Origin of the sequence: Amycolatopsis sp. NPDC058340 (genome assembly GCF_042723975.1) — a bacterium.
In the GTDB taxonomy this organism is placed as follows: Bacteria; Actinomycetota; Actinomycetes; order Mycobacteriales; family Pseudonocardiaceae; genus Amycolatopsis.
Map to the genome: position 1 here is coordinate 1 of NZ_JBHXIB010000082.1, position 23,515 is coordinate 23,515.

At 69.2% G+C, this 23,515-nt stretch carries 22 protein-coding genes and 1 rRNA gene; 7 read left to right on the plus strand and 16 right to left on the minus strand.

The window, feature by feature from the left end; all coding sequences use genetic code 11:
- Positions 1–47: 47 nt before the first annotated feature.
- From ACFWIW_RS40665 to ACFWIW_RS40710, 10 genes are all read right to left on the minus strand, one after another.
- Positions 48–1,001, minus strand: a complete 954-nt coding sequence (locus ACFWIW_RS40665) for a carboxymuconolactone decarboxylase family protein (RefSeq protein ID WP_378373367.1) — start codon at positions 999–1,001, stop codon at positions 48–50.
- 2 nt (positions 1,002–1,003) lie between these two features.
- Positions 1,004–2,656, minus strand: coding sequence for a GMC family oxidoreductase N-terminal domain-containing protein (locus ACFWIW_RS40670; protein ID WP_378373368.1), 1,653 nt, complete (start codon positions 2,654–2,656; stop codon positions 1,004–1,006).
- On the minus strand, positions 2,653–3,210 hold the full coding sequence (locus ACFWIW_RS40675; RefSeq protein ID WP_378373369.1) for a DUF5987 family protein: 558 nt from the start codon (positions 3,208–3,210) through the stop codon (positions 2,653–2,655). Before ACFWIW_RS40675 ends, ACFWIW_RS40670 begins: the two co-directional genes overlap by 4 nt.
- 5 nt (positions 3,211–3,215) lie before the next feature.
- Complete coding sequence (locus ACFWIW_RS40680) at positions 3,216–4,559, minus strand: cytochrome P450 (protein ID WP_378373370.1); 1,344 nt, start codon at positions 4,557–4,559, stop codon at positions 3,216–3,218.
- The gene (locus tag ACFWIW_RS40685; RefSeq protein ID WP_378373371.1) at positions 4,556–5,551 is read right to left on the minus strand and encodes an enediyne biosynthesis protein; all 996 of its coding nucleotides are present in this window, start codon (positions 5,549–5,551) and stop codon (positions 4,556–4,558) included. Before ACFWIW_RS40685 ends, ACFWIW_RS40680 begins: the two co-directional genes overlap by 4 nt.
- A complete protein-coding gene (locus ACFWIW_RS40690; RefSeq protein ID WP_378373372.1) occupies positions 5,548–7,512 on the minus strand; it encodes a CRTAC1 family protein in 1,965 nt (654 codons plus the stop codon). Before ACFWIW_RS40690 ends, ACFWIW_RS40685 begins: the two co-directional genes overlap by 4 nt.
- Positions 7,509–8,462 carry a DUF1702 family protein gene (locus ACFWIW_RS40695; RefSeq protein WP_378373381.1) on the minus strand — a complete coding sequence of 318 codons (954 nt, stop codon included), beginning with the start codon at positions 8,460–8,462 and terminating at the stop codon, positions 7,509–7,511. The genes ACFWIW_RS40690 and ACFWIW_RS40695 overlap by 4 nt, the downstream gene beginning before the upstream one ends.
- A 161-nt stretch (positions 8,463–8,623) precedes the next feature.
- The gene (locus tag ACFWIW_RS40700; protein ID WP_378373373.1) at positions 8,624–9,526 is read right to left on the minus strand and encodes a helix-turn-helix transcriptional regulator; all 903 of its coding nucleotides are present in this window, start codon (positions 9,524–9,526) and stop codon (positions 8,624–8,626) included.
- Between the two features lie 159 nt (positions 9,527–9,685).
- Positions 9,686–11,131 (minus strand): SagB family peptide dehydrogenase, encoded by a 1,446-nt coding sequence (locus ACFWIW_RS40705; protein ID WP_378373382.1) that lies wholly within the window; start codon positions 11,129–11,131, stop codon positions 9,686–9,688.
- 42 nt (positions 11,132–11,173) lie between these two features.
- Positions 11,174–13,444 (minus strand): TOMM precursor leader peptide-binding protein, encoded by a 2,271-nt coding sequence (locus tag ACFWIW_RS40710; RefSeq protein ID WP_378373374.1) that lies wholly within the window; start codon positions 13,442–13,444, stop codon positions 11,174–11,176.
- A gap of 223 nt (positions 13,445–13,667) precedes the next feature.
- Between ACFWIW_RS40710 and ACFWIW_RS40715 the strand changes: the two genes are divergently transcribed.
- From ACFWIW_RS40715 to ACFWIW_RS40730, 4 genes are all read left to right on the plus strand, one after another.
- Complete coding sequence (locus ACFWIW_RS40715) at positions 13,668–14,507, plus strand: AfsR/SARP family transcriptional regulator (RefSeq protein ID WP_240594707.1); 840 nt, start codon at positions 13,668–13,670, stop codon at positions 14,505–14,507.
- 40 nt (positions 14,508–14,547) lie between these two features.
- Positions 14,548–15,234, plus strand: a complete 687-nt coding sequence (locus ACFWIW_RS40720; protein ID WP_240594708.1) for a helix-turn-helix domain-containing protein — start codon at positions 14,548–14,550, stop codon at positions 15,232–15,234.
- Between the two features lie 115 nt (positions 15,235–15,349).
- A complete protein-coding gene (locus ACFWIW_RS40725; RefSeq protein WP_378373375.1) occupies positions 15,350–15,928 on the plus strand; it encodes a hypothetical protein in 579 nt (192 codons plus the stop codon).
- On the plus strand, positions 15,925–17,259 hold the full coding sequence (locus ACFWIW_RS40730) for a copper resistance CopC/CopD family protein (RefSeq protein WP_378373376.1): 1,335 nt from the start codon (positions 15,925–15,927) through the stop codon (positions 17,257–17,259). Before ACFWIW_RS40725 ends, ACFWIW_RS40730 begins: the two co-directional genes overlap by 4 nt.
- Here the strand turns inward: ACFWIW_RS40730 and ACFWIW_RS40735 are convergent, their stop codons facing one another.
- A complete protein-coding gene (locus tag ACFWIW_RS40735; protein ID WP_378373377.1) occupies positions 17,260–17,955 on the minus strand; it encodes a maleylpyruvate isomerase family mycothiol-dependent enzyme in 696 nt (231 codons plus the stop codon).
- A 212-nt stretch (positions 17,956–18,167) separates the two neighbouring features.
- Between ACFWIW_RS40735 and ACFWIW_RS40740 the strand changes: the two genes are divergently transcribed.
- Positions 18,168–18,836, plus strand: a complete 669-nt coding sequence (locus ACFWIW_RS40740; protein ID WP_378373378.1) for a M protein — start codon at positions 18,168–18,170, stop codon at positions 18,834–18,836.
- Here ACFWIW_RS40740 and ACFWIW_RS40745 read toward each other — a convergent pair.
- Complete coding sequence (locus ACFWIW_RS40745; protein WP_073846373.1) at positions 18,833–19,195, minus strand: YciI family protein; 363 nt, start codon at positions 19,193–19,195, stop codon at positions 18,833–18,835. The two genes, ACFWIW_RS40740 and ACFWIW_RS40745, sit on opposite strands and share 4 nt — an antisense overlap.
- Positions 19,196–19,363: 168 nt before the next feature.
- Between ACFWIW_RS40745 and ACFWIW_RS40750 the strand changes: the two genes are divergently transcribed.
- The gene (locus tag ACFWIW_RS40750) at positions 19,364–19,645 is read left to right on the plus strand and encodes a metal-sensitive transcriptional regulator (protein WP_007034631.1); all 282 of its coding nucleotides are present in this window, start codon (positions 19,364–19,366) and stop codon (positions 19,643–19,645) included.
- On the opposite strand, the gene ACFWIW_RS40755 is transcribed toward ACFWIW_RS40750, so the two are convergent.
- From ACFWIW_RS40755 to ACFWIW_RS40765, 3 genes are read right to left on the minus strand one after another with little or no spacing between them, the layout of a single operon-like run.
- A complete protein-coding gene (locus ACFWIW_RS40755) occupies positions 19,635–21,788 on the minus strand; it encodes a heavy metal translocating P-type ATPase (RefSeq protein ID WP_378373383.1) in 2,154 nt (717 codons plus the stop codon). The two genes, ACFWIW_RS40750 and ACFWIW_RS40755, sit on opposite strands and share 11 nt — an antisense overlap.
- Before the next feature lie 32 nt (positions 21,789–21,820).
- Positions 21,821–21,982 (minus strand): hypothetical protein, encoded by a 162-nt coding sequence (locus ACFWIW_RS40760; RefSeq protein WP_378373379.1) that lies wholly within the window; start codon positions 21,980–21,982, stop codon positions 21,821–21,823.
- A complete protein-coding gene (locus ACFWIW_RS40765) occupies positions 21,979–22,185 on the minus strand; it encodes a heavy-metal-associated domain-containing protein (protein ID WP_007034629.1) in 207 nt (68 codons plus the stop codon). Before ACFWIW_RS40765 ends, ACFWIW_RS40760 begins: the two co-directional genes overlap by 4 nt.
- Positions 22,186–22,281: 96 nt before the next feature.
- Here ACFWIW_RS40765 and cobF point away from each other — a divergent pair, with 96 nt between their 5' ends.
- A complete protein-coding gene (gene cobF / locus ACFWIW_RS40770; protein WP_378373380.1) occupies positions 22,282–23,052 on the plus strand; it encodes a precorrin-6A synthase (deacetylating) in 771 nt (256 codons plus the stop codon).
- Positions 23,053–23,424: 372 nt separating this feature from the next.
- Here cobF and rrf read toward each other — a convergent pair.
- Positions 23,425–23,515: ribosomal RNA gene (gene rrf / locus ACFWIW_RS40775) — 5S ribosomal RNA — on the minus strand; the annotation flags it as partial.

Sequence of the window (23,515 nt, forward strand, 5' to 3'; positions counted from 1 at the left end):
ACGTTGAACGTTGCGAAAGTGGCTTTCGCGACACCGACCGCGCCGCCTCACCGGCCCCGAAGCGGGGCGACAGAAACAGCACGGGCGGCGGCCGTGAAACTCGTCCAGCCCACCAGCTCGACCAGCTCTCGATCGGGCAGGCCCGCGGCCGCGACCAGAGCGTCGTCGACCTGATACGGCGCCTTCGCGACCACCAAAGCCAACCGGACCACGGGATCGTCGAACGCGTCCACCCAGGACCGGCTCAATCCAGGCGGCGAACCGTCCCAAGTGGACAGTTCACGCGCCACGACCTCCCGAACCACCGAAGGCACCGCCAGCGCGCCGAAAGCCGCCGCGGCACGGGAGAACGCGTCCTCGACCACAGGATTGCCCGCGGCCCAGCCGAAATCGCGGGAGCCCACCGGCAACAGGTCCAACGACTCTCCCGGCGAAGCCCCCGTCACCGGCCGCAGGAACCGCCGCAAGACGGCCTTCGCCCTCGCGCGCGCCGAATCCGGCACGGACGACGGAAGCGGCGAAGGTCCGAGGAACACACTCACCACCCGGTTCAGGTAGTGGAACGTGAACGCGACCGCGGTCAGCTCCGATCGGGCGACAGGTGACAAAGGCCCCGCGAGGGGATCCGCCACGGGACGGCCCTCGGCGATCGCCGTGGCCTCCGAAGAGCGCCCGAGCGAGTCCAGTGCCATCCCGTGGACTTCGACGCAGTACGGGCACGAGTTCCCTCGCGACACCAGCGTCGCGACGATCTCCCGGTCCGCCCGGCTCGTCTCCCCGGCCGCCACCAGCGATTCCCGCAGCATCACCCAGCTCGCCGCGAGCACCGCCGGCGACGGCGAATGCACCGCGACCGGCGGGGCCAGCATCCCGAAGTCGCGCTCCAGCCGTCTGTAGACGTCGCGCACGAGCCCGGTCGCCCGGCCGAAGGGAACCGGCCGGACGTACCGGGCTTCGCGCACCGCGCGCCGCAGCGCGAGCCTCACCAGCGCGGGTGCCACGCTCAGCTCCCGGCCACCAGCGACAGCTTGCTGACCGCGCGCCGCCCGGTGATGGAGCCGTCCGGGGCGGGGGCGCCGTACGTGACGTCGACACCGCGTGCCTGCAACGCCCGCACGATCCCCGGCACGGAACGCTCGGCCAGCGCCGCGATCGTCATCGCCGGGTTCACCGTCAGCGCGCCCGGCACGGAAGCGCTGTCGGTCACGAAGATCCCGGGGTGGTCGCGGAGTTCGTGGTTCGGGTGCAGCGCCGAGGTCGCCGGGTCGTCACCGATCCGGCACGACGCCAGCGGGTGCACGGTGTACGCGCCGACGACGTCGTTGGTCCACGGCGCCACCTTCGCCAAGCCGTCCTTCTCGAGGATCTCCTTGCACTCCGCGTCGGCCAGCGCCCAGCCGTGGCGGGTGTTCGGCGTCGGGTCGTACTTCAGCGGGCCGCGGCCGAGCATCTGCTGCGAGATGCGGTAGGCGTTGCCGGTGGGCGGCGGCGCGCCGAAGACGCCCTCGTTGTCGTCCTCGGTCATCAGGAAGATGGTCAGCCAGGAGGCCCACTTCTTGAGGATCTCCTTCTTCTGCACCCCGAACCAGCGTGGTTCGTCCCCGTCGGGCACCTGCGCGAGGATCGTGCCGAGCCCGGGCGGGAAGTACAGCTGCTCCAGCGAGTACCGCTCGTACTCCGGCAGCGAACCGTCGAGCTTGTCCCAGTTCGCCACGGTCGGGCCCTTGCCGATGTGGTTGGCCTCGTAGACCTTCCCGTCCTCGCGGGACAGCCCGAGCACCTCGCGGACCCGCTCCTCGTCGATGATCGCGGTGTTGAGCCGCTCCCCGTTGCCCGAGAAGTACCGGCCGACCGCGTGCGGCATGGTGCCCAGCGCCGCCTCCGAACGCTGCAGGATCACCGGCGTCGCGCCGGCGCCCGCGGCGATGATGACGACCTTCGCGTCGATCGTCCCGCTGCCGGACTGGAGCCGGTAGTCCTCGTCGTCCACGATGTTGAAGTGCACGCGGTAGTCGCCGTCGTCGATCCGCTCGATCCGCTGGACCTCGTGCAGTGGCCGGATCTTCGCCCCGTGCGCGAGCGCCGCAGGCAGGTAATTGGTCAGCAGCGAGCGTTTCGCGTCGAACCGGCACCCCGCCATCATGAAGTTGCAGTTCACGCAGCGGTCGTTGTCCACCGCGACCGGCGCGGGGTTGGCGGTGCGGCCGGAGTGGTTACAGAAGGCGGCCCACAGCCCGCCCGCGTACGAGACGTCGTTCCAGTCCTGTGTGGACACCGGCAGCGACTCCGAAACCCGGTCGTACCAAGGCTCCAGGGTGTCACGCGTCAGCGCCGAAGGCCACATGCGACGGCCGATGCTGCCATGGCGTTCGAACACGAACTTCGGCGCGCGGGGCATCGCGGCGAAGTACACCACGCTGCCGCCGCCGACACAGTTCCCGCCGAGCACGCTCATCCCGTCGCCGACGACGAAGTCGAAAGCCCTGGTGTAGGAGGAGCCGAGCAGATAGTCGTGCTCGAACTCCTTCGCCTCCAGCCACGGCCCGCGTTCCAGCACGGTGACCTTCGCCCCGCCCGCGGCCAAGTGGTAGGCGGGGATGGAGCCACCGAACCCGCTGCCGACGATGACGACGTCGGTCTTGTCGTAGGCGGTCATGCGGGGCTCCCGGAAGGCGTGGTGTCGGGGTGGACTCGGGCCAGCTCGCGGCGGTAGGAGAACTTCGGGAACCGCCACAGACCGTCTTCGTCCGGCGCGGTGTACCCCATCGCCAGCAGGCCGGGATGGCCCTCGGCGATGGCTTCGGCGGTGTGCTTGTGCGCCGCGCTGTCGAAGGACATGTTGCAGAACAAGGCGAGGCTGACCCAGCCGTCCTTCTCCGGATGTCCCGGCGCGGTCAGCGACCGCACGAGCGCCGTCCTGTCCGGAAAGGACAGTGCGACGAACGGCGGCAGAGACTCGTCCAGCGTGACGTCGTTTTCCTTGGCGTAGACCTTCGCGTGCTCGTTGAGGGACTGCGCCAGATAAGGCAGGCCGACGGTCACCCCGGTCGCCTCGGTGTGCAGCAGTTCGAGCGCGCCCGCCGCGACCGCGCCCGGCCCCGGCGAAGCGCCGGCGATGGCGTGATCATCGGGGAAACGCTTCTCCCCCGGCACGATCGTGTCCGCGTAGGCCTCCAAAGTGGACACCTCGGCCTGTTCGTCCGAATCCACGGAACCTACCTCCTGTTCCTGGTGTGCACGGTCATCGGCAGCCCGCCGCGCACCCGGAGCGACAGCATCGCCTCGGGAACCACGTCGTAGCCCGGGAGCTTCCTGAGTTCGAGGTCGCGCAGGACCATCGTCAGCACGAAAACGGCCTCCATCACGCCGAGGCTGTTGCCGATGCAGAACCGCGGCCCGGCGCCGAACGGGATGTAGGCGTAGCGCGGCCGCCCGCTCGGCCGGTCCGGGTCGAACCGGTCCGGATCGAACTTCTCCGGCTCCGGCCAGAACGCCGGATGCCGGTGCAGGGTGAAGGGCACGACGACGACATCGGAGCCGGCGGGGATGTGATAGCCGCCGATCTCGTCGTCGGCCTGCGCCACCCGCGGCAGCAGCCACACCGGCGGATACAGGCGCATGACCTCTTCGACGACCCTCGCCGTGTACGGCAACCGGTGCAGATCCTCGTGCGTCGGCAGCTGGTCGCCCAGCACCGAATCGGCCTCGGCACGCAGTTTCGCCGCGATCTCCGGATGCTCGTCGAGCAGATGGAAGGCCCAGCCCAGCGTGCTCGCCGTCGTCTCGTGCCCGGCCAGCAGCAGCGTGATCAGCTCGTCCCGCATCTGCTCGCGGGTCCCGCCGGTCGCGATGAGCCGCGAAAGCACGTCCTCACCGTCCTCGACCGGGTTGGCCAGCCGCTGCTCGACGAGCTCGTCGGCGATGCGGCGGAGGTCGTCCCGCGATTCCCGGAACCGCAGCTGTTTCTTCAGCGGCGCCCACTGCGGGACCATGCTCAGCGTCACCGCTTCGAACATCGCCTGGTCCTGCACGGCCTCGAACGAGTGTCCCAGCGAGGTGAACCCGCCGAGATCCGCGTCGAGCAGCGTCTTGCCGAGCACGCCGAGGGTCAGCCCGGTCATCTCGTGCAGGATTTCGACCGGTCCTTCGGTGTCCCGCAAGCGTTTCACGAGTCCTTCGACCTCGTTCGCGACGACCGAGGCCTGCCGCGCGATCCGCTTGGGCTGGAACACCGGCTGGATGGTCCGGCGCTGCTTCTTCCAGACGTCGCCGTCACTGGTGAGCAGCCCGTCGCCGAGCGCCCGCCTGGCCTCCTGGAGGCCGATTCCCTTGTGGTAGTTGGCCGCGTTGTCCGCGAGCACGTGTTTCGCCAGTTCGGGGTGGTTCACCAGGTACATCGTCTTGGGACCGATCGCGATCCGGACGACGTCCCCGTGCGCCTCCGCCGAGTCCGACATGAGCGCCAGCCGGTCGGTGAAGAGCTTCTTCAGCAGACCGAAGGTCGCCCGGCGCGGCGGGCCGGGCGGCGCGGCCTTAGGCGTTACCACCTCCCGGGTCATGCCGCCACGGCCCCGGTTTCCGTCTCCGGCTTCCCAGCCGGCTTCGGCAAGGACGTGACCTCGGCGGACTTCGCCTGCTCGGCCTCCCACTTCTCGGTGGCCTTCTTGGAGAAGTGCAGGCCCCACAGGAACATCCCGCGGATGAGGCAGACCAGCGCGGTGGCGAGGAACAGGCCGTAGGCCACGTGCACGACCATGAAGAACCCGTACGCCAGCGCCACCCCCGAACCGAACAGGATCTGCGACGCGGGCTTCGACGGGGTCGTGCCTGGGTCCGTGACCATGTAGTTCGTGTAGAGCACGAACGCCACCCCGGTCATCATCCCGAGCGCGCCGGGAATCGCGGTGTCGAACATCCACCCGCGGACGATCGCCTGGAGGGCGAAGGTGATCAGCCAGGCGCCGATCAGCCACATCCGCTGGGTCAGCATCGCGTTGAGCACGGTGCCGGAGACGATGATGATGCCGACGATCAGCCAGCCGACCCACGAGTCGACCTGCTCGGTGAAGTGGTACGGCGGCGCGATACTCGCCCAGGGGAACACCAGCAGGATGATCGTGATGCCGAAGTTCGACGGGTTCATGTAGTGCCGGAGCCTGCCGCGCACCGGGGCCTGCAGGACCCACTTGGCGCCGACGGCGACCACGACGCCGAACATCATGACCAGCACCTGGTCGTTGACGTAGGTGAGCATGTTCAGCGCGAGACCGGTGATATGCGCGGGGAAGAGGAATTCCACCAGTCCCTTGAAACCGTTGCCCCGGAAGCGGACGTCACGCCCCTGGACGCGGGCCCCGATGATCTCCAGCAGGATTTCGGTGGTGTACGCCGTGGCCAGCGCGATGAACGGATAGGTGTAGGGCTGCTCGAAACCGAGCACGGTGTAGCCGATGATGTTGAAGATCGTGATCGAGATCGCGAACCGGCGCAGCGCCGTGATCGTCTTGTTGCTCTTCGGTGCCGTGAGTGTCTGCTCAGCCATGACGGTCATTTCTCCTTAGCCTGAGCGCCGAGCTGGAACGTGTGGCTGCCCGGGGTCAGCTGGACTTCCTGCGTGCGGATCTGCCCGGTCAGGTCGCGCCACTGCAGGTGGACCTGCACCGGCCCGGTGACCTCGCCGAGGCCGATCTGGATCTCGTGGCTGCGCTTGCCGGAGTGGCCGCTGCCGCCGTCGACGCGGTCCATGTACTTCTTGCCGTCGGGGGTGACGACGGTGACCTGCGCGCCGATCGCCGCGGTGCCCGCCGCCTCGAGCGGGCCGTCCGCCGAAGCCTTGTCGTGCACCAGCTTCAGGTTCAGATACGACCCGCTGCCGGGGCTGACGTTGCGGTAGAAGATCGGCTGCTCCCACTGGCGGGCCACGGCGAAGTCGAGCTTGCCGTCGCCGTCGGCGTCACCGGTGGCGATACCGCGGGTGGGCACCGGGACCGCGAGACCGAGGCGCGGGGCCAGGTCGGTGTAGCGGCCGTCGGAGCTCTTGGCCCAGAAGTGCAGGGTGTGGTCGCCACCGACGTCGTCACCCGCGACCATGTTCGGCCAGAAGTACGGGTGCTTCAGCAGTTCGTCGTTGGAGGTCGCCAGCTCCTGCAGCTGCGGCCAGCGGTTGACGTCGCCCTTGACGAAACCGGTCGCCTGGGTGATCACCGATTCGCCGCTGTTGTTGTAGTCGGCGATCTTGACGTCCCAGCCCCAGCCGGACCACGCGGTGCCCGCCTGCGCGCTGCGGTCCACCCACGGCGCCTCGCCGCCCTGCAGGCGGCCACGCAGATCCGCGGTGTCCTTGGCGGTGTTCATGAACTGGAAGTGGCTTTCCTCGATCCCCCAGGACGTCGTGATGTTGCTGACGTACAGGTCGTAGAGACCGTCGTGGTCGAGGTCGGCGAAGTCGACGCCCATCCCCTTGAAGGAGTCGTTGCCGATCACCTTGGACTTCGGCTCGTTGGGCCCGCGAATGCCCTTCACCTCGGCGAATTCGACGTGGCCGGGGCGGGACTTGTTGTACAGCAGGCGGTCGTGGCCGAAGTCGTTGCCGATGTAGAGCTCCGGCAGGTTGTCCCCGTCGACGTCGGTGGCGCTGGCCGCCAGCGACCAGCCGCCCTGGGAGTCGGCCGGGATGGCCTTGTCGTCGAGGGCGAAGGTCGCGCTCGGCTTCACGCCCTGGGTGGCGCCGGTGAACCGCAGGATGTACTTGCCGCCGGCGTTGTCGGCGTGCGACATCGACTTGTTCATCTCGACCCCGCCGGAGACGCGGTCGTCCAGCACCGCGCTGTCGGGGAAGTAGTTGCCGATGAAGATGTCCTGGTGACCGTCGCCGTCGAAGTCACCGACGGAAGCGGCGTTGGTGTTCCACAGTGGACCGGAGTACTCGCCGTTCTTGGAGTTGTTGCCCGGCACCAGTTCCACCGGCTCGTAGGCCTTCGGCTCCAGCTTCGTGGCGCCCGGCTTCGAGAGGAACAGGATCGGGGTGCGGCCCCAGTAGTAGGCCAGCAGGTCGACCCGGCCGTCCTCGTTGTAGTCGGCGGGAACGCAGCCCATGGGCGCGATGTACTTGCCCATCGGCAGCGGCGCCGCGTCGAGCGCGAACGGCGCGTAGCGGTCCCCGCCCTTGCCCGGCGTCGGGGTGATGACGACCTGGTCGCTGCGCGGGTCCACGAAGCACAGGTCGTTCGCGAGCTTGTCGCCATCGAGGTCGTTGACCGCGATCGCGGCGCCGACCGAGGAGATCCATGCGCGGATGTGCTCGTAGTCCTTGTTCACCGTCCGGATCGACTGGCTCTTCGCCGCCTCCGGCAAGGCGATCGTCAGCGGCTCGAAGGCGTACTTCGAAGCCATGGTGTCGGCCTCGGCGGTCGAGACCGTGGGCAGCTGCGCCACCACGAACAGTCCCGCCATCAGCAACAGCGCCACGATGCCCGCAAGCTGCTTGCGGAGCCAGCCCAAGGTCGCGGTCATTTCCCTGCACCTCCAGAAAGAATCGCTTCGGCGATGCGCTGTCGCCAGGTTTCGAATGCCGGGAGTTCGCCGTCGACCACCGTCGCCGGGCGCACCTCCTGGGTGATGGCCGCGGCCCGCTCGGCCGTCAGCCCGCAGATCGCTTGCGTGGCGACCTCGGTCTCGGGGATCAGCAGCCCGGCGCGGACGCGGGCTTCGGCGGCGAAAGCACTGCCCTGGGCGAGGTTCCCCCGGTGCTCACCGGCGAACTCGGCCAGCTTCAGCAGTTCGTCGCCGGTGACACCGCACGCGTAGGTCGAGGCGAGCCCGATGCCGGCGTAGAGGTCGCCGTGCCGGTGCTCGGGGAATCGCGCGACCGTGTCGGCGACCAGATCGACGTCGGTACCGCAGATGAACCACAGCGCCCGCCCGATGCCCTGGTCGATCGCCCGCAGCGAGTAGCCGTCGTTTCCGGGCGGCCAGGAGAAATCCGGGTCCTGGAACTGCCCGTCGACGTATTTCGCCGTCTTGAAGTAGGCCTGGTGGAAGCCGTAGCCGTCGAGCACCAGCCAGCGCAGCAACGGGTCGAAGTCCTCGGCGGACGGCCAGCGGAAACGCGGCAGGCGGGCCATCGCCCAGCCGACGCCGACGTAGATGATGTAGTCGTGCTTCTCGCCGGGGCCGTCGAGGAAGCCTTCGATGTGACGGCGGCCGCCGCCCGGCAGCCCGTCCAGCATTCCGTACCCCATTCCCGCGCCCTCGTAGGCGAAGCCGCGGTATTTCACCGGAATACGTTCGAGCCATTCTTCCGCCTGTCCGACGGACCGTGCTTCGACCGCGTGCGCGTAGCCGAGCAGGAATTTCTCACCGACGGTCTCCAGCAATTCTTGAGCGGCCGGGCTCTTCTTGTGGAAACCGCGCTTGTCCAGTGACGTCTCGGAGACGTCCGGCGTGATCATGCGACGTCTGATCGTGCGCCAACCATTGCCCAACGCACTCTCCCCCTAACGGGTGGATTCGAATTCTGGATTGCTTAAAGGCTCACATGCGTGGCGTTACCCCAGCTACTCCACGGTTGCGCCCGCGGTTCTCCCGGTTTGCGAGACCGGGAGACCGCGGGAATAACTTCGCCTCAGGCCACCGCGCGGAGGTACTCGGGGGCGGGCATGGTCATCCGGTTGCCGGCGGAGCTCGGGCCGCCCGCGAGGGTGATCGCCATCGGCGCGTCGGTCGGCCGCGGGGCGCGCATCGGCATCCGCAGGTGGACCCTGCCGTACCGGGTGATGTCGACGCGGCCGGGCAGCGTGCCGACGGAGAACGACGAGGCCGCGGTCCCGGCGGCGTGCTCGGCCACCCCGATGACGGTCCACCGGCCCTCGGGGACGTTCTGGATCTCGATGTCCGCGGACAGGACGTTCGCCCTGCCACCGAAGGCGACGGGACCGCACTGCGGGATCGACTCGGCGAACAGTCCGATGAGGACACTCGCCGGGCCCGCCCCGCGCGGGGTCTCGACGCGCACGCTGATCGTGCCGGTGCCGCTGCGCATCGTGGCACTGCCCATTCCGGCGCTGTGCAACGCTTCCAGGGTCGGGAGGCGCTGGAAGTGCGGGGCCAGCGCCACGAGCAGCTCGCCGACCTCGGGATCGCGGTACTGGGTCGGGGTCATCCCGACCGCACGGGTGAAGCGGCTGGTGAACGTGCCGACGCTGCTGTAGCCGACGCTGCACACGATGTCCGACACCGTCAGCGATGTCGTCAGCAGCAGCCGTTTCGCTTCGAAGAGCCGGATCGCGGTGAGGTACCGGCCGGGGGTGACGCCGGTGGCCTTGGTGAAGATCCGCGAGAAGTGGAACGGGCTGACGAAGACTTCCGATGCCAGGTCGCCCAGGGTGATCGGGTCGAAGTACCTCGCGTGCATCGATGAGATGGCCTGCAGCACCGCAGGTTGCAAGGGGGACGCCGGCTCGGGGGGCCGACCGGGTTCGGTGACGCCTTTCTCGTTCGCCGCCATGGCGACTGTTCGTAGCTGCATCAGACCAACCTCGGATTCGCTGTCGCTTTTCCTCTGTACGACAGCAAACGCGGTGCCGATTTCAGAGGGCTCGACGAGCGATCGAGAAGGGAGGCGAACAGGCGAAAAGCTCGTGAGTGGTAAGGACGGTTGGAACCGTCCTTACCACTCACGAGGCCGTCAAGCGGGAAGGTCGAGGACGCACTCGCCGACGCTGACCTCGGCGGGCCAGTCGAGCTTCAGGGCGCGGTCCACGCGGTCTCCGGCGTCCACCGGGACGGCGTGCGCGGCCAGCCCCATGGCACGGGCGACGAGGTACAGCGTCTGTTGCAGCGCACCGACATGCGCCAAGGTGGTGGCGTACGCGCCACCCCCGAGGACGGACGCCATCCGCGGCATCCGCGCGGTCACGGTGATCAGCGCCGAGGGCCGCTGATGGTTGCCGCCGCCGATCATCGCCATGTCGAGCATCGCGTCGAGATCGGCTTCGTCGGCGTTGACGAGGCTGAGCCGGTGCTCCAGCGGGTCGTAGTGGTAGATCCCGCGGTCCAGCCCCGAGCAGCGGTTGACCGACACGTACAGCTCGAGTTCGTACAGGCACGCGACGCTGAAGTACGGCCGCTGCGAAGCACTGTGCGCGGGCCCGTTCGGCAGATGCGCGGGCCCGATCGACCGGATCCGCGCGCCGCGGAAGAGGAACTCGCCGATCTGCTCGGCGGTCAGCACGCCCTCGGTGAATTCGGGGCAGGTGTGGTCGTTCTCCAGCAACGTCGTCAGTGTCGGATCGGTCTCCGCGCGCTCGGCCAGATCCGGCCGGTACAGCGAGTGGACCGGCCCCTCACCGGTGGCGGCCTTGACCACCGGCGGCTTCCCGAGGCCGGGCAGGTCCGCCGGGCCGCCGGGCCGCCAGGTGCGGCTGGTGGTGTGGAACGAGAGTTCGTCCGGGGACCACAGGCCCAGTTCGGGATCGTCGTCCTCGGCGAACCGGCCGTGTTCCCCGGCGACCTGGACGACGCCCGCGGCGACCAGATAGGACACGATCGCGCCGACCACCGCGGCGTCGATACCGGTCGTGGACACGATGTCCCCGACCGATTTCGCCGTCGCCAAGGTCGCCGCGACGTGCACCGCCCACGGCTGGGACAGCACGACGCGGTACCGCGCGGACGGCGACTCCAGCCCCATCCCGTCGGCGTCGGAACGCAGGGAACTGAAGCGGGACAACCGGATCGGACGCGTTGGCGGGATCTCCACCGGGGCGAACACCGGCGCGAGCACGACCGGGATCACCGACAGCAGCGGTCCCCTGCCGTCGGCGAGCCCGAGCGAGCGCACCACGGAGCCGCCGAGCTCCTTGAGCGCCTGACGCAACGCGTCGGCGCCTTCGGCCGTCCAGCTCAGCTCGCCTTCGAGATCGGGCTCCCGCTCGACGGGCTCCCACGAGGACGTCACGTTCGCCAGTGAGACCGGCCCCAAAGCCATCCGCCGCAACGATTCCAGCACCAGCGGTTCCGGGCGGTCGAACTCGTACTCGCCCCAGCGGGTGACGACCACCAGCGAGCCGTCCTCACCGATCTCGACAAGGCTGTCGTCGGTGAGCGACCACAAGGGGATCGTTTCGGCCACTCCGCCGGGGGGATCTGTCGTCAACGGTTGCTCCAGCTTGATCTACAAGAACATGGGGAAGGGGTTCAGCCGGTCGTAGGGGGTCGGCTCGGCCAGCCTGCCCAGCCGCACCGGCACGTCGAACAGGCGTCCGGGGGCGAAGCGGCTCCAGAACGGGCGCAGCCCGGGAACGACCACCCGGACCACCGGGAGGTCGATGTCCGGTCTGGTCTGGTCCAGCACGAGCGTCTCCATTCCCAGCGCGGAAAGCTTGCGTACCAAGCACTCCACGTCGTCACGGACATCGGGCCGCCGGACGAACTTGAAGTCCGCGGCGCGTTTCGCCGACCGCCCCGGCGCCGGCAGCAGATACGGCTGGTTCCCGACGGTCGCGTACTTCAGCCATGCCGACGCGTCGGGATCGTCGAGTTCGACGTCGTTCGCGAGCACCGCCGGGATCATCTGGTTGAGCTCGCTGACCGCCCTCCGCAACGCCGTCCTGGGATCCAGGTGGGCGCCGAAGCCCATCATGACGTTCTCGCGCGGCCCGGCGATACTCCTGGACAGCGCGACCATCACCGGTACCCCGAGGTCCGCGGTCAGGTCGAGCACCCACAGCTCCCGGCCCGCCCGCGCGTACTGGCCGACCATCTCCTCGGCCCACGGGTCGTCGAACGACGCGATGTCGACGCCGGGCAGGGGAAGCCGGTTGTACCACCACATCGCGACGGCGTCGCGTTCGACGAGTTCGAGCAGGCCCTGCAGGATCGCGTCCTCGACGCTGCTTCCGGCCGCGCAGCCGTTGGAGTCCGCGCGCATCCCGGTCAGCCCGCACTCCGGCGGCACCCCGTAGTAGAGGTACGCGGTCGGCATCAGCTTCCGCCGCTGCTGCGAAAGCGACCACAGCGGCGTCCAGTCGACCGCGGCCTCGGTGTCGAACCGGTCGGGGACGTGCTGGAAGTTCGCGTGCCTGGCGTTCCACTCGACCCGCGTTTCATACTGGCGCTCGTCGAAAAGCATGCACGAGTTCGGGTGGACGGCGTCGTCGCCGAGCGCGCGGAAGGTGTCGCGGATCCGCAGTTCGTCGCCCTGGTAGTTCGCCGAGAACCGTTCGATCGCCTCGCACAGCGCGCCGACCTCGGCGTCGATCGGGCTCGCGCCCTTGCCGCCGTTGTCCCCGCGCAGCCCCGCCTGCAGGCCCGCCTCGCCGCGCACGCGCCGCGCGACGTTCAGGCCGGAGCGGTACGCGTTCACGAACGCCGGCGCCCTCGGGTCGCGGGCGATCTCCTTGACGATGCCGGTAACCGGGCTGACCAGGTGGCCGTAGCGGTCGAGCACCTCGACCGGGGTGAGCGTCCGGTGCCCGCCACCGCCCGACGTCGCCTTCTTGGCCTCCCGCAGCACGACCGGCTCGGCCGTCCGCGCGGCGACGATGCCTTCGTCCCCGCATTCGGGGCATTGCGGACGGCGCCGCAGTTCGTGCAGCCGCCCCTGCAGGTCGAGGGTGTCGAGGATCCACACGGCCTGCTGCCCCGGATAGCGGTGCCCCGCCAGCCATTTGGACGCTTCAAGGGAGATCAGCTGCGACGCGGCCGCGGTCAGCGGCGGTACGGCGGGCATCGGGAACGACGCGGGACCGTCGTGCCCCAGTACCTCCTGCACACAGGCCTCGGCGTGCCGGTGCCCCCACAACCGGTTCGTCAGGCAGTGCCAGCAGCCGGACCGGCCGGGCTGCATGATCGGGCCGATCCACACCTGCGAACCCGACGGGCGGGCCAGCAGCCAGGGCCGACCGGTGCGCCGGTGCGCCGCGTCGATCTCGGCGAGCCTCGGGTCGAGGTAGTCGTCGCACAGCACGATGGCCAGCTCGGAAGCCGTCTCGACCACTTCGATACCGCTCGCGGCCAGCGCGTTCGCCACCTGCGAGGGGTCGACGCCGCGGCCGATCGCGGTCAGGCTCGCCGTCGCCGGTTTCTGACGGCAGGCCACCGCGGACGCGTCGAGACCGCACGCGTCCCAGTACGCGAGCGCGCGCTCGTCCCCGCTGAACTCGTCCGGGACGCGGACGGTGACCAGGCCGGCCTCCACCAGCCGGGCGACCACGCCGGTGACCTGTTCGGCGTTCATCCCCTCCGGGCAGGCGGACAGGAGCCCGTCGAGGTCACGGGTGCCGTCGAGCAGGGCCGCCACCGACGCGACCTGCGCGCCGCGGATCGCGATGACCCCCTGTTCGGAGAACAGGTAGGCACCGTTGCCCTCGCTGATCTCCGCCCGCAGATGCCGTTTGAATCCCAGTCCGCCGATCGAGGTGGGCGTGGACGATGCCTCGCGCATGATGACCCCCAGTAGGTCGGTTCGATTCTCGAATCCTGCTGTGTGGGGCCGGGTACCGGCCAGTGTGCGATTCACCCGTCGGATGTGAAAAACCCATGTTCTTCCGGGAGACACGCATGCGGGGCCTGGTGGACGGCTCACTGGCCCGGCGACCGGCCGCTCTGTCACTGTCGAAGCACTGGGAATCAGGTCACGACGCGTATCGAGCTGGAGGGCGCTTGCGATGTACACCGGATCACGAGTAGCGGACAAGCACCACGGCTCGGCACCCAACCCGATTCCGGCCCCGTCCGCAAGCCCCGTCCGTTTCAGCCTCCTCGGCCCGCTCGAACTCGTGCGGGACGGAGTCGACTACGCGCCGACGACGCCGAAGCTGCTGCAGGTGCTCGCCATGCTGGTCATGAGCCCCGGCAAGATCGTGCACATCGACACGATCGTGCAGGAGCTGTGGGCCAACGACCCGCCGCGCAGCGTCCGCACCACCATGCACACCTACGTCTACCAGCTGCGCAAGTGCATCGACGAGAACGAGCTGGCCCCGTACGGCGAGACCATGCTGGCGACGAAACCGCCGGGCTACGTGTTCCGGATCGCCCCGGAGCAGGTGGACGTCTTCGAGTTCCAGGAGCTGCAGCACAAGGGCCGCGAGCTGCACCTGCGCGGCGAACACGCCGAAGCGGCGAAGGCCTTCCGGTCCGCGCTCGACCTGTGGTCCGGGCCGCCGCTCGCGAATGTCCACTGTGGACCGGTGCTGTCGGCGTACGCGGTCGATCTCGTCGAACAGCGGCGCAGCACCCTGCACCTGCGGATCGAGGCGGATATCGCGGCCGGGATGCGGCACGAGCTGATCGGCGAACTGCGTTCCCTGGTCACCGCGAACCCGCTCGACGAGGCCCTGCACGGTCAGCTGATCCGCGTGCTCGGCCGCAGCGGACGGCGCTCCGACGCGCTCGCCACGTACCGTCAGGTGCGGACGAGGCTCAACAACGAACTGGGCGTGGAACCCTGTGACGAGCTGCAGGTCCTGCACCACGACCTGCTCTCCGAAGGTGAACCCGCGTGAACCCCGCTCCCACCACGGAAACGAAAGTGAGGATCGACGGATGAGCAGTCGTACCTATGGACAGTTCTGCGGGCTGGCCCGCGCGCTGGAGATCATCGGCGAACGCTGGTCGCTGCTGATCGTCCGTGACCTCGTCCTCGGCCCGAAGCGGTTCACCGAACTGCAGGCGGGTCTGCCCAAGATCCCGGCGAGCACGCTGTCCGCGCGGCTCAACGAACTCGAACAGTCCGGCGTGCTCCGCCGCCGCCTGCTCCCCCAGCTCGACGCCGCGGTGGTCTACGAACTCACCGAGTACGGCAGCGAACTCGACCAGATCGTGCTGGACCTCGGGCTCTGGGGCGCGCGCTCGCTCGGGCGGCCGGGAGCCGAGGACGTCTTCACCCTGGACTCGGCGATCCTCTCGCTGTACACGACCTTCCGGAGTGAAAAGGCCAAGGGCGTCCAGGTCACCTACGAGCTGCGCTACCCGGGCGAGATGGTCTTGCACGCGATCGTCGAGGACGGCGCGCTCAAGGTCGCGGAGGGCGCGCACCCCGGCGCGGACGCGGTCATCGAACCGCTGGGCCCGTTCATCAAGGACCTGCTGAGCGGGGACCTCACCGCCGCGGACGCGACGCGAACCGGGAAGATCCGCATCGAGGGCGCGTTCGAATATCTGGAACTGTTCACGGAATTGTTCCACATTCCCGCCGCTCCGAAAATGCCGGACGGAATCGTCGTCCGCTGATCCATCCGGCGTAACACCGCAGGTCGGATCAGCAATCCGGAGTAACGGAAACCGCCGGAACGCGGGATATCGTCACATCCGTCACCGGTCGGTCTTTCGCCCTAGGAGCTCTTTCATGGCCGCACTCGATTCGCCTCGTCCGGGTCTGCTCGCCTCGCTCAACGGGAAATACCACCGCGCGGCGCTCCTCACCTTCGCGGTGGTCGTCGTGGCCCACTGGGCGGAACACCTCGTGCAGGCGTTCCAGATCTACGCCCTCGGCTGGAAGACCGCGGACGCCCGTGGTGTGCTCGGCATCCCGTTCCCCAAGCTGATCAGCTCCGAATGGCTGCACTACGGCTACGCGATCGTCATGCTGATCTTCCTGTTCGTCCTGCGCAAGGGTTTCGCCGGCCGCTCGCGGCAGTGGTGGAATCTGGCGCTCGGCCTGCAGTTCTGGCACCACATCGAGCATCTGCTCCTGCTGATCCAGGCGCAGACCGGCTGGCGGCTCGGCGGTGGCACCGCGCCGAGCAGCATCATCCAGCTGTTCATCCCGCGGGTGGAACTGCACCTGTTCTACAACACGATCGTCACCATCCCGATGATCATCGCGATGCTCGTGCACCGGAAGGCCTCCGCCGCGGAGCGGGAGCTGACCGGCTGCACTTGTTCGCCCGTCAGCCGGCGTGAGCTGGCGACCGCGGCATCGTGACCGGGAGACTCTTCGCGCTCCTGGCCCTCGTGGCGGCGTGGTTCGGGGTCGCGGTGCTCACCGCGGCCCCGGCCTCGGCCCACGTCGAACTGCTCTCCTCGAACCCCGCCGACGGCGCCCGACTCACCTCGGCACCGGCGCTGGTCTCGATCACCTTGTCGGAGAACATCGGCATCCAGCCGAATTCGATCAAGGTCGTCGACCACCAGGGCACCGACGTGGTCTCCGGCCCGGTGTTCCAGCCCGGCGAGGTCGCCGAAGAAGTGGCCGTCAAGCTGGAGCCCGGCCTTCCCGACGGCAGCTATCTCGTCGAGTACGCCTTCGTCTCGGCGGACTCGCATCCGGTGCGCGGCACGATCGCCTTCGTGATCGGCACCGGCCCCCTGATCACCTCGGCGGGCGCGGTCTCCGCCTCCACCGGGACCGACCCGGTGACCGACGCGCTGTTCACCACCTTCCGCTGGGGTTCCTTCGGCGGGGTCGCGCTGCTCGGCGGGCTGGTGTTCCTGCTGGTCTGCCGTCCGGGCGGCCGGACCGATCCGGCGGCGCGGAGGCTGATCACCGCGGGGCTGTGGCTCTCGGGCGTCACGGCCGTGGCGGGGTTCCTGCTCCAAGGCCCGTACGTCGCGGGCCGCGGGGTGGGCGCGATCTTCGACGGGGAGCTGATCGAGGCGACCCTGCGGGTGGCGTACGGGAAACTCCTGCTCCTGCGCCTGGCCGCGATCGTCGCGCTCGCCGTGCTCGTGCGGCGGCTGCTGGCGGGCGGCCTGCCGGACCGGCTGCGGTCGCGCTATGAAAACCTCGGCATCGCGGCCGGGTTCATCGTGATGCTGAGCTTCTCCGCGACCGGGCACGCGGTGGCCGACAAGATCATGTTCCTCTCGGTCAGCGCGGATCTCGCGCATTTCGGCGCGATGGCCGTCTGGGTGGGCGGGCTGATCCAGCTGGCCGTGCTCCTGCGCGGCAAGTACTCGGCGCCGGAGGCCGAGCCCGCCCTGGCTCGGTTCCATCCGATCGCCACCCGGTCGATCGTGATCATGGTGGTCAGCGGCGCCTACCTGGGCTTCCGGCTCGTCCCCTCGGTGGAGGCACTCTGGACGTCGGCCTACGGCATCGTCTTCGTGCTGAAGCTGACCGGGTTCGCGGCGTTGCTGCTGGTGGCGAACGTGAGCCGCAACGCCGTTCGCCGCGGGGTCCCCGGCCGCGGCGGCACCGCCGTGCTGACCGCCGACCTGCGGAAACTGCGGGTCAGCGTCGGGGTCGAGGTGCTGATCGTGGCCGTGGTGCTCGCGCTGGCGGCGGCACTGTCCTCGATGTCCCCGACCGGCTGATCACCGCTCGATCTCCTCGTCCGGCGGGGTGAACGGCCCCCAGGTGAAGGCCCGGAGCCACGGCTCGGGATCGCCCAGCCAGTCCATGGCGGTGATCTGGGCCGGGCTCCGGCGCCCGGCGAGCGTCCGGTACAGGTCCACGGGCGCGCCGGTGAGCACCGCGGCGACCGGTTCGGTGCCGGCGATCCAGGTCGCGCCCTCGGTCTCGATCCGCATCCCCGGCAATCCGTGCCTGCCCAGCGAGGCGCCGAGCCCGCTGACGAGCACTTCGAATCCCCGTAGCCATGCCGCGTGCGCTTCGGGCGGCGGAACGCCGAGCGCGTACCGGAGATCGAGTTCGTGGGTGAAGGCGTCCATCACCATGATGTCGCCGCGGCTCTTCCCGTCGCCGTCGGCGGCGAGGATGGTGTCGGCTTCGGGGCCGCGTTCGAGCCAGAGCTTCAGCAATTCGACGGCCGACGCGGACTCCGGGACCGGGCAGGCCTCACCACCGAACCGGGTGATCACCCGATCGCAGATCTCGGTCAGATGCGCGATCAGCTCCCGCACGGTCCACTGTGGACAGGCCGGGACGGCCCGCTCGCCCGCGCCGGCGTGATCCGCGACCAAGATCGCGATGTTCTCCCTGACCTGCCGATATCCTTCGGCCGCCGTCGCCGTATTCCAGCCAGGGACCCGAATTCGGCTGCTCGTCACGCGGCCACCTCCAGTGGGGTATGCGATGGTCGTCCATTCTCCCATCGCCGGGAAGCGTCACCCTTCTTCCCGCTTGCGGCGGACCGTTCACCGCAAAGACCACCCACCCGTGGCGCGTGTCGCCGCGGCTTCAGGCACACTGGTCGGTGAAAGCCCCGTGTGGCAAAGAAAAGCGCCCAACGGTGACACATCGACCACTGTGGAGGTGACCAATGGAGATGCCCGGCTTCGATCTGGCGTGGCGCGGTTTCAATCGCGCGCAGGTCCGGGAATTCGTCCGCGAGGTGGAAGCCGAACTACGACGAGTGGAAGCCGAACGCGACGAAGCGATCCGCCGTGGGCAAGCGCTCGCCGATAGGCTCGCCGCCACACAAGAGGAAAATCGCGAACTGAAGGCCAGCGTCGACCGGATCAGCCGCGTGCCGATCGCACCGGACGCGTTGCAGGAGCGCTCGCGCCGGATGCTCGAACTCACCCGCGAGGAAGCCGACGACATCACCGCGCGAGCCGCCGAAGAAGCCGCCAAGGCCGAAGCGGAACGGAAGCGCGTCGCCGAAGACTTCGAGCGTGCCATGACGCTGCGCCGCGCGGAGGCGATGCGCGCGCTCGCCGCGCGGGACGAAGCCGCGCGGGCGAAGGCGCGGAAACTGCTCGACGACGCCGCCGCAGAGGGCGAGCGCCTGGTCGCCGAGGCGCGGCAGAAGGCCGATGTGGCCCTCCGCCTGCGCGACGACGTGCTGAAACAGCTGGCCGGCTGCCGCGAGCTGCTCACCGAAGCCGGTCTGGTGCTGGCCGTGCCGGACTCGCCGAAACCGGAAGTGCCCGTTCAGCGCCGGAGCAGGCCCGAAGCCCGCACCGGCACCGAAGCGGCAGCGACTTAGGCGGGGTCGCCCGAAGAAAAGACGACCGGCCGGATCTCCATCGCGTTGATATGCGCGTCCGGGATCTGGCCCGCGATCTCGATCGCCCGCTCCTTGCTGTCGCACTCGACCAGATAGAAGCCGGCCAGGTACTCCTTCGACTCGGCGAACGGGCCGTCGGTCACCACCGGGACGCCGTCACGCACCCGGACCACCGTGCTGTCCTTCGGCTCCGCCAGCGCCTGCGTCCCGAGCAGTTCGCCGCTCTCGGTGAGCTTCTTCATGAAAGGGTCGATGCGGGCGACCACCTCGTTGCGCTCCTCTTCGGGGAGGGCGTCCCAGGCGGTGGGGTTCATCGTGATCATGATCATGTACTTCATCGGTGTTCCTCCTGGTCGTGCGGCCGGTGCCCGGCCACTCACGCAGGAGTCGGAGCGGCCGGATCGTTCTCGACATCCTGACACCCGCTTTTTTCCGCCCTCCGGGCGCATACGTGGGGAGGGTATAGTGGGACGACGACGGCGAACGACGAGAGAACGGGTGCGGGAATGACGGGCTACGGCACTGAGCGGGAGGCCTATCTCAAGCGCCTGCGCCGGATCGAGGGGCAGATCCGCGGTTTGCAGCGGATGGTGGAGGAGGACAAGTACTGCATCGACATCCTCACGCAGGTGTCCGCGGCCACGAAGGCGCTGCAGTCGTTCTCCCTCGAACTGCTGGACGAGCACCTCGCGACCTGCGTGGTCCACGCCGCCGCCGCTGGCGGTGAAGAGGCCGACCTCAAGGTCCGGGAGGCGTCCGACGCCATCGCCCGCCTGGTCAGGTCCTGAAGCGTCGCAGCCGCAGGCTGTTGGTGACGACGAAGACCGAGGAGAACGCCATCGCGGCCCCGGCGATCATGGGGTTGAGCAGGCCGAGCGCGGCCAGCGGCAGGGCGGCGACGTTGTAGGCGAACGCCCAGAACAGGTTGCCCTTGATCGTGCCGAGCGTGCGGCGCGCGAGCCGGATGGCGTCCACGGCGGCACGCAGGTCGCCGCGCACCAGGGTGAGGTCGCCCGCTTCGATCGCGGCGTCGGTCCCGGTCCCCATCGAGAGGCCGAGGTCGGCCCGCGCGAGCGCGGCCGCGTCGTTGACGCCGTCACCGACCATGGCGACCACCCGGCCTTCGGCTTGCAGCCGCTTGACGACGTCGACCTTGTCGGCGGGCAGCACCTCCGCGACGACCTCGTCGATCCCGACCTCGGCGGCGACGGCCTTCGCGGAACCGGCGTTGTCGCCGGTCAGCAGGACCGGCCGGAGCCCGAGCGCCTTCAACCCGGCCACGGCCTCGGCCGAAGTCGGCTTGACCGTGTCGGCGACGACGACCACACCGCGTGTCTCGCCGTCCCACGCGACGACGACCGCGGTCGCGCCGCGTTCCTCGGCGGCCTTCACGACCTGGGTGAACTCGTCGCCGACGGCGATACCGTGCCGGTCGAGGAGGGCCGGCCGCCCGGCCACGACGTTCTTGCCCTCGACCTCGCCGACGACGCCAAGGCCCTCGACGTTGCGAAACCCCTGGACCGGCGGCAACTCGCCCAACCGCTCCTCGGCGGCCGCGACGACCGCGCGGGCGATCGGATGCTCGGAAGCGTGCTCGACCGACGCGGCGAGCCGCAGCACCTCGGTCTCATCGGCGCCGAACAGGTCGGTGAGGCTCATCTTCCCGGCGGTCACCGTGCCGGTCTTGTCCAGCACGACGGTGTCGACCGCGCGAGTGGACTCGAGCACCTCCGGGCCCTTGATGAGGATGCCCAGCTGCGCGCCGCGGCCGGTGCCGACCAGCAGCGCCGTCGGCGTGGCCAGCCCGAGCGCGCACGGGCAAGCGATGATCAGGACCGCGACGGCGGCGGTGAAGGCGGCGTCCGCCCCGCTGCCCGCACCGAGCCAGAAGCCGAGCGTGCCGACCGCGAGGGCGATCACCACCGGGACGAACACCGCCGACACCCGGTCGGCGAGCCGCTGGACCCGCGCCTTGCCGTTCTGCGCGTCCTCGACCAGCCGCGCCATCTGCGCGAGCCGCGTATCGGCGCCGATCCGGGTGGCACGGACGACGAGCCTGCCGCCCGCGTTGACCGTCCCGCCGACGACCGGGTCCCCGGCCACCACCTCGACCGGGACGGCTTCACCCGTCAGCATGCTCAGGTCGACGGCCGATCCACCGTCGATCACCACCCCGTCTGTGGCGATCTTCTCCCCCGGCCGCACGACGAACTCGTCGCCCGTCTTCAGCTCACCGATCGGGACGCGGCTCTCGGTGCCGTCCTTCAGGAGCGCGACGTCCTTCGCGCCGAGTTCGAGCAGCGCCCGCAGCGCGGCGCCGGAGCGGCGTTTGGACCGGGCCTCGAAGTAGCGGCCCGCGAGGAGGAACGTGGTCACCCCGGCGGCGACCTCGAGATAGACGTTCCCCGCGCCGTGCCCGCGCTCCATCGTCAGCTCGAAGCCGTGCCGCATCCCGGGTGTCCCGGCGGTGCCGAACAGCAGCGCGTACAGCGACCAGAGCGTGGCGGCGGCGACGCCGAGCGAGATCAGGGTGTCCATGGTGGCGGCGCCATGCCGCAGGTTCGTCCAGGCGGGGCGGTGGAACGGCCACGCGCCCCAGGTGACCACCGGCGCGGCCAAGGCCAGCGAGACCCACTGCCAGTAGGTGAATTGCCAGGCCGGGACCATCGCCAGCACGATCACCGGCACGGCGAGCACGGCCGAAACGACAAGACGGCTCCGCAGGGAGCCGGTCTCGTCTTCGTCTTCGTCGGGCCGGGGTGGCTGGGCCGTGTAGCCGGCGGACTCGACGACGCCGACGAGGTCTTCGATCGAGACCGCTGCAGGGAAATCGACCTGCGCCTTCTCGGTGGCGTAATTGACCGTGGCGGAAACGCCGTCGACCTTGTTCAGCTTGCGTTCGACCCGCGCGGCGCAGGACGCGCAGGTCATCCCGCCGATGGCCAGTTCGACCCGCTGGGAGGTCACGGCGTGCCTCCCGGGTGGTGCCCGTGGTGCTCGCTGGCCGGCGGTGGCGCGGGTGGCGCCTCGTCCAGCGGCCCGACGGCGGAACCGATCGCCCAGGCGACGGCGAACACCGCGACCAGAGCCGCGGCGAACGCCGACACCTTGACGACGGTGCTCACGAGACGAGCTGGTAACCGGCCTCGGTGACGGCCGCGTCGACGGCTTGGACATCCAGCGGCGACTCGCTGGTGACGGTGACCTTGCCGCTGGCGACGTCCACGTTCACGGCACTGACGCCCGCGATCCCGCTGACCTCTTCGGTGACGGAGGAGGCGCAGTGCCCGCAGGACATGCCCTTGACGGTGTAGGTGGTTTCGGCCATCGGTACGAACTCCTCTACAGGACAGGTGGAGCGATCACTTCCTTTATACCCCGTGGGGGTAGGGGTGTGCACAGAGGGTGCGGGGACACTGCGGAAATGAGGAAGATCTCCGCCATCGGCATCGGCGCCGGCGACCCGGACCACCTGACCGTCCAGGCGATCCGGCGGCTCAACGAGAGCGATGTGTTCTTCGTGCTCGACAAGGGCTCGGAAAAGCAGGACCTGGTGGCCCTGCGCCAGGAGATCCTCGACCGCTTCGTCGAGCAGCCCGGCTACCGCGTCGTGCGGGCGCCGGACCCCGAACGCGACCGTACTCCTGATGACTACCGGAAGGCCGTCGCCGACTGGCACCGGCTTCGCACCGACGTCTACGAGAGCATGATCGCTTCGCTGGGTCCCGATGAGCGGGGCGCGTTCCTCGTCTGGGGCGACCCCGCGCTCTACGACTCGACCCTGACCTTGCTGGACGCGGTGCTCGACCGCGGGAACGTCGAGTTCGAGTACGACGTCATCCCCGGGGTCAGCAGCGTGGCCGCCCTGACGTCCCGGCACCGGACCACGATGAACCAGATCGGCCGCCCGGTACTGGTCACCACCGGCCGCCGCCTGGAGGCCGGCTGGCCCGCGGACGTCGACGACGTGTTCGTCATGCTGGACGCCGGGTGCACGTTCTCACAGTTCGCGGACACGGGCCTGGAGATCTACTGGGGCGCGTACCTCGGCACCCCCGACGAGCTCCTGCTCTCCGGTCCCCTCACCGCCGGCCTCGCCGAGGAGATCCGCTCCGTCCGCGCCTCCGCCCGGTCCCGAAAGGGCTGGATCATGGACATCTACCACCTGCGCCGCCCCGCCCCCTCCCGCATTTAGTCCTCTAAATGCGGGAGGGCCGCTCGGCCCGCGCCCCTCCCTCGCGTGCCCGCCCCCGTCACTCGCGTGATCGAGGCCGCAACTCACGTGATTGAGGGCGTCACTCGCGTGATTGAGGGCGTCACTCGCGTGATTGGAGGCGTATCTCGCGTGATTGGAGGCGTATCTCGCGTGATCGGACGGGCGACTCGCGTGATCAGGTGGACGTCACGTGTGTTTGGCGGGACGTCACGACCGGAGCACCGTGTCGTCCGTCCAATCACGGGTGTTCCGTCTTTAATCACGCGTGTGACGGGTTCGGGTATGAAAAAAGGTCTGGGACCTGGGAGAACTCTCGGTTCTCGACCAGGTCCCAGACCTTTTCTAATGTTAGTCCGGCGGTGTCCTACTCTCCCACAACCCTTCGGTTGCAGTACCATCGGCGCTGTCAGGCTTAGCTTCCGGGTTCGGAATGGGACCGGGC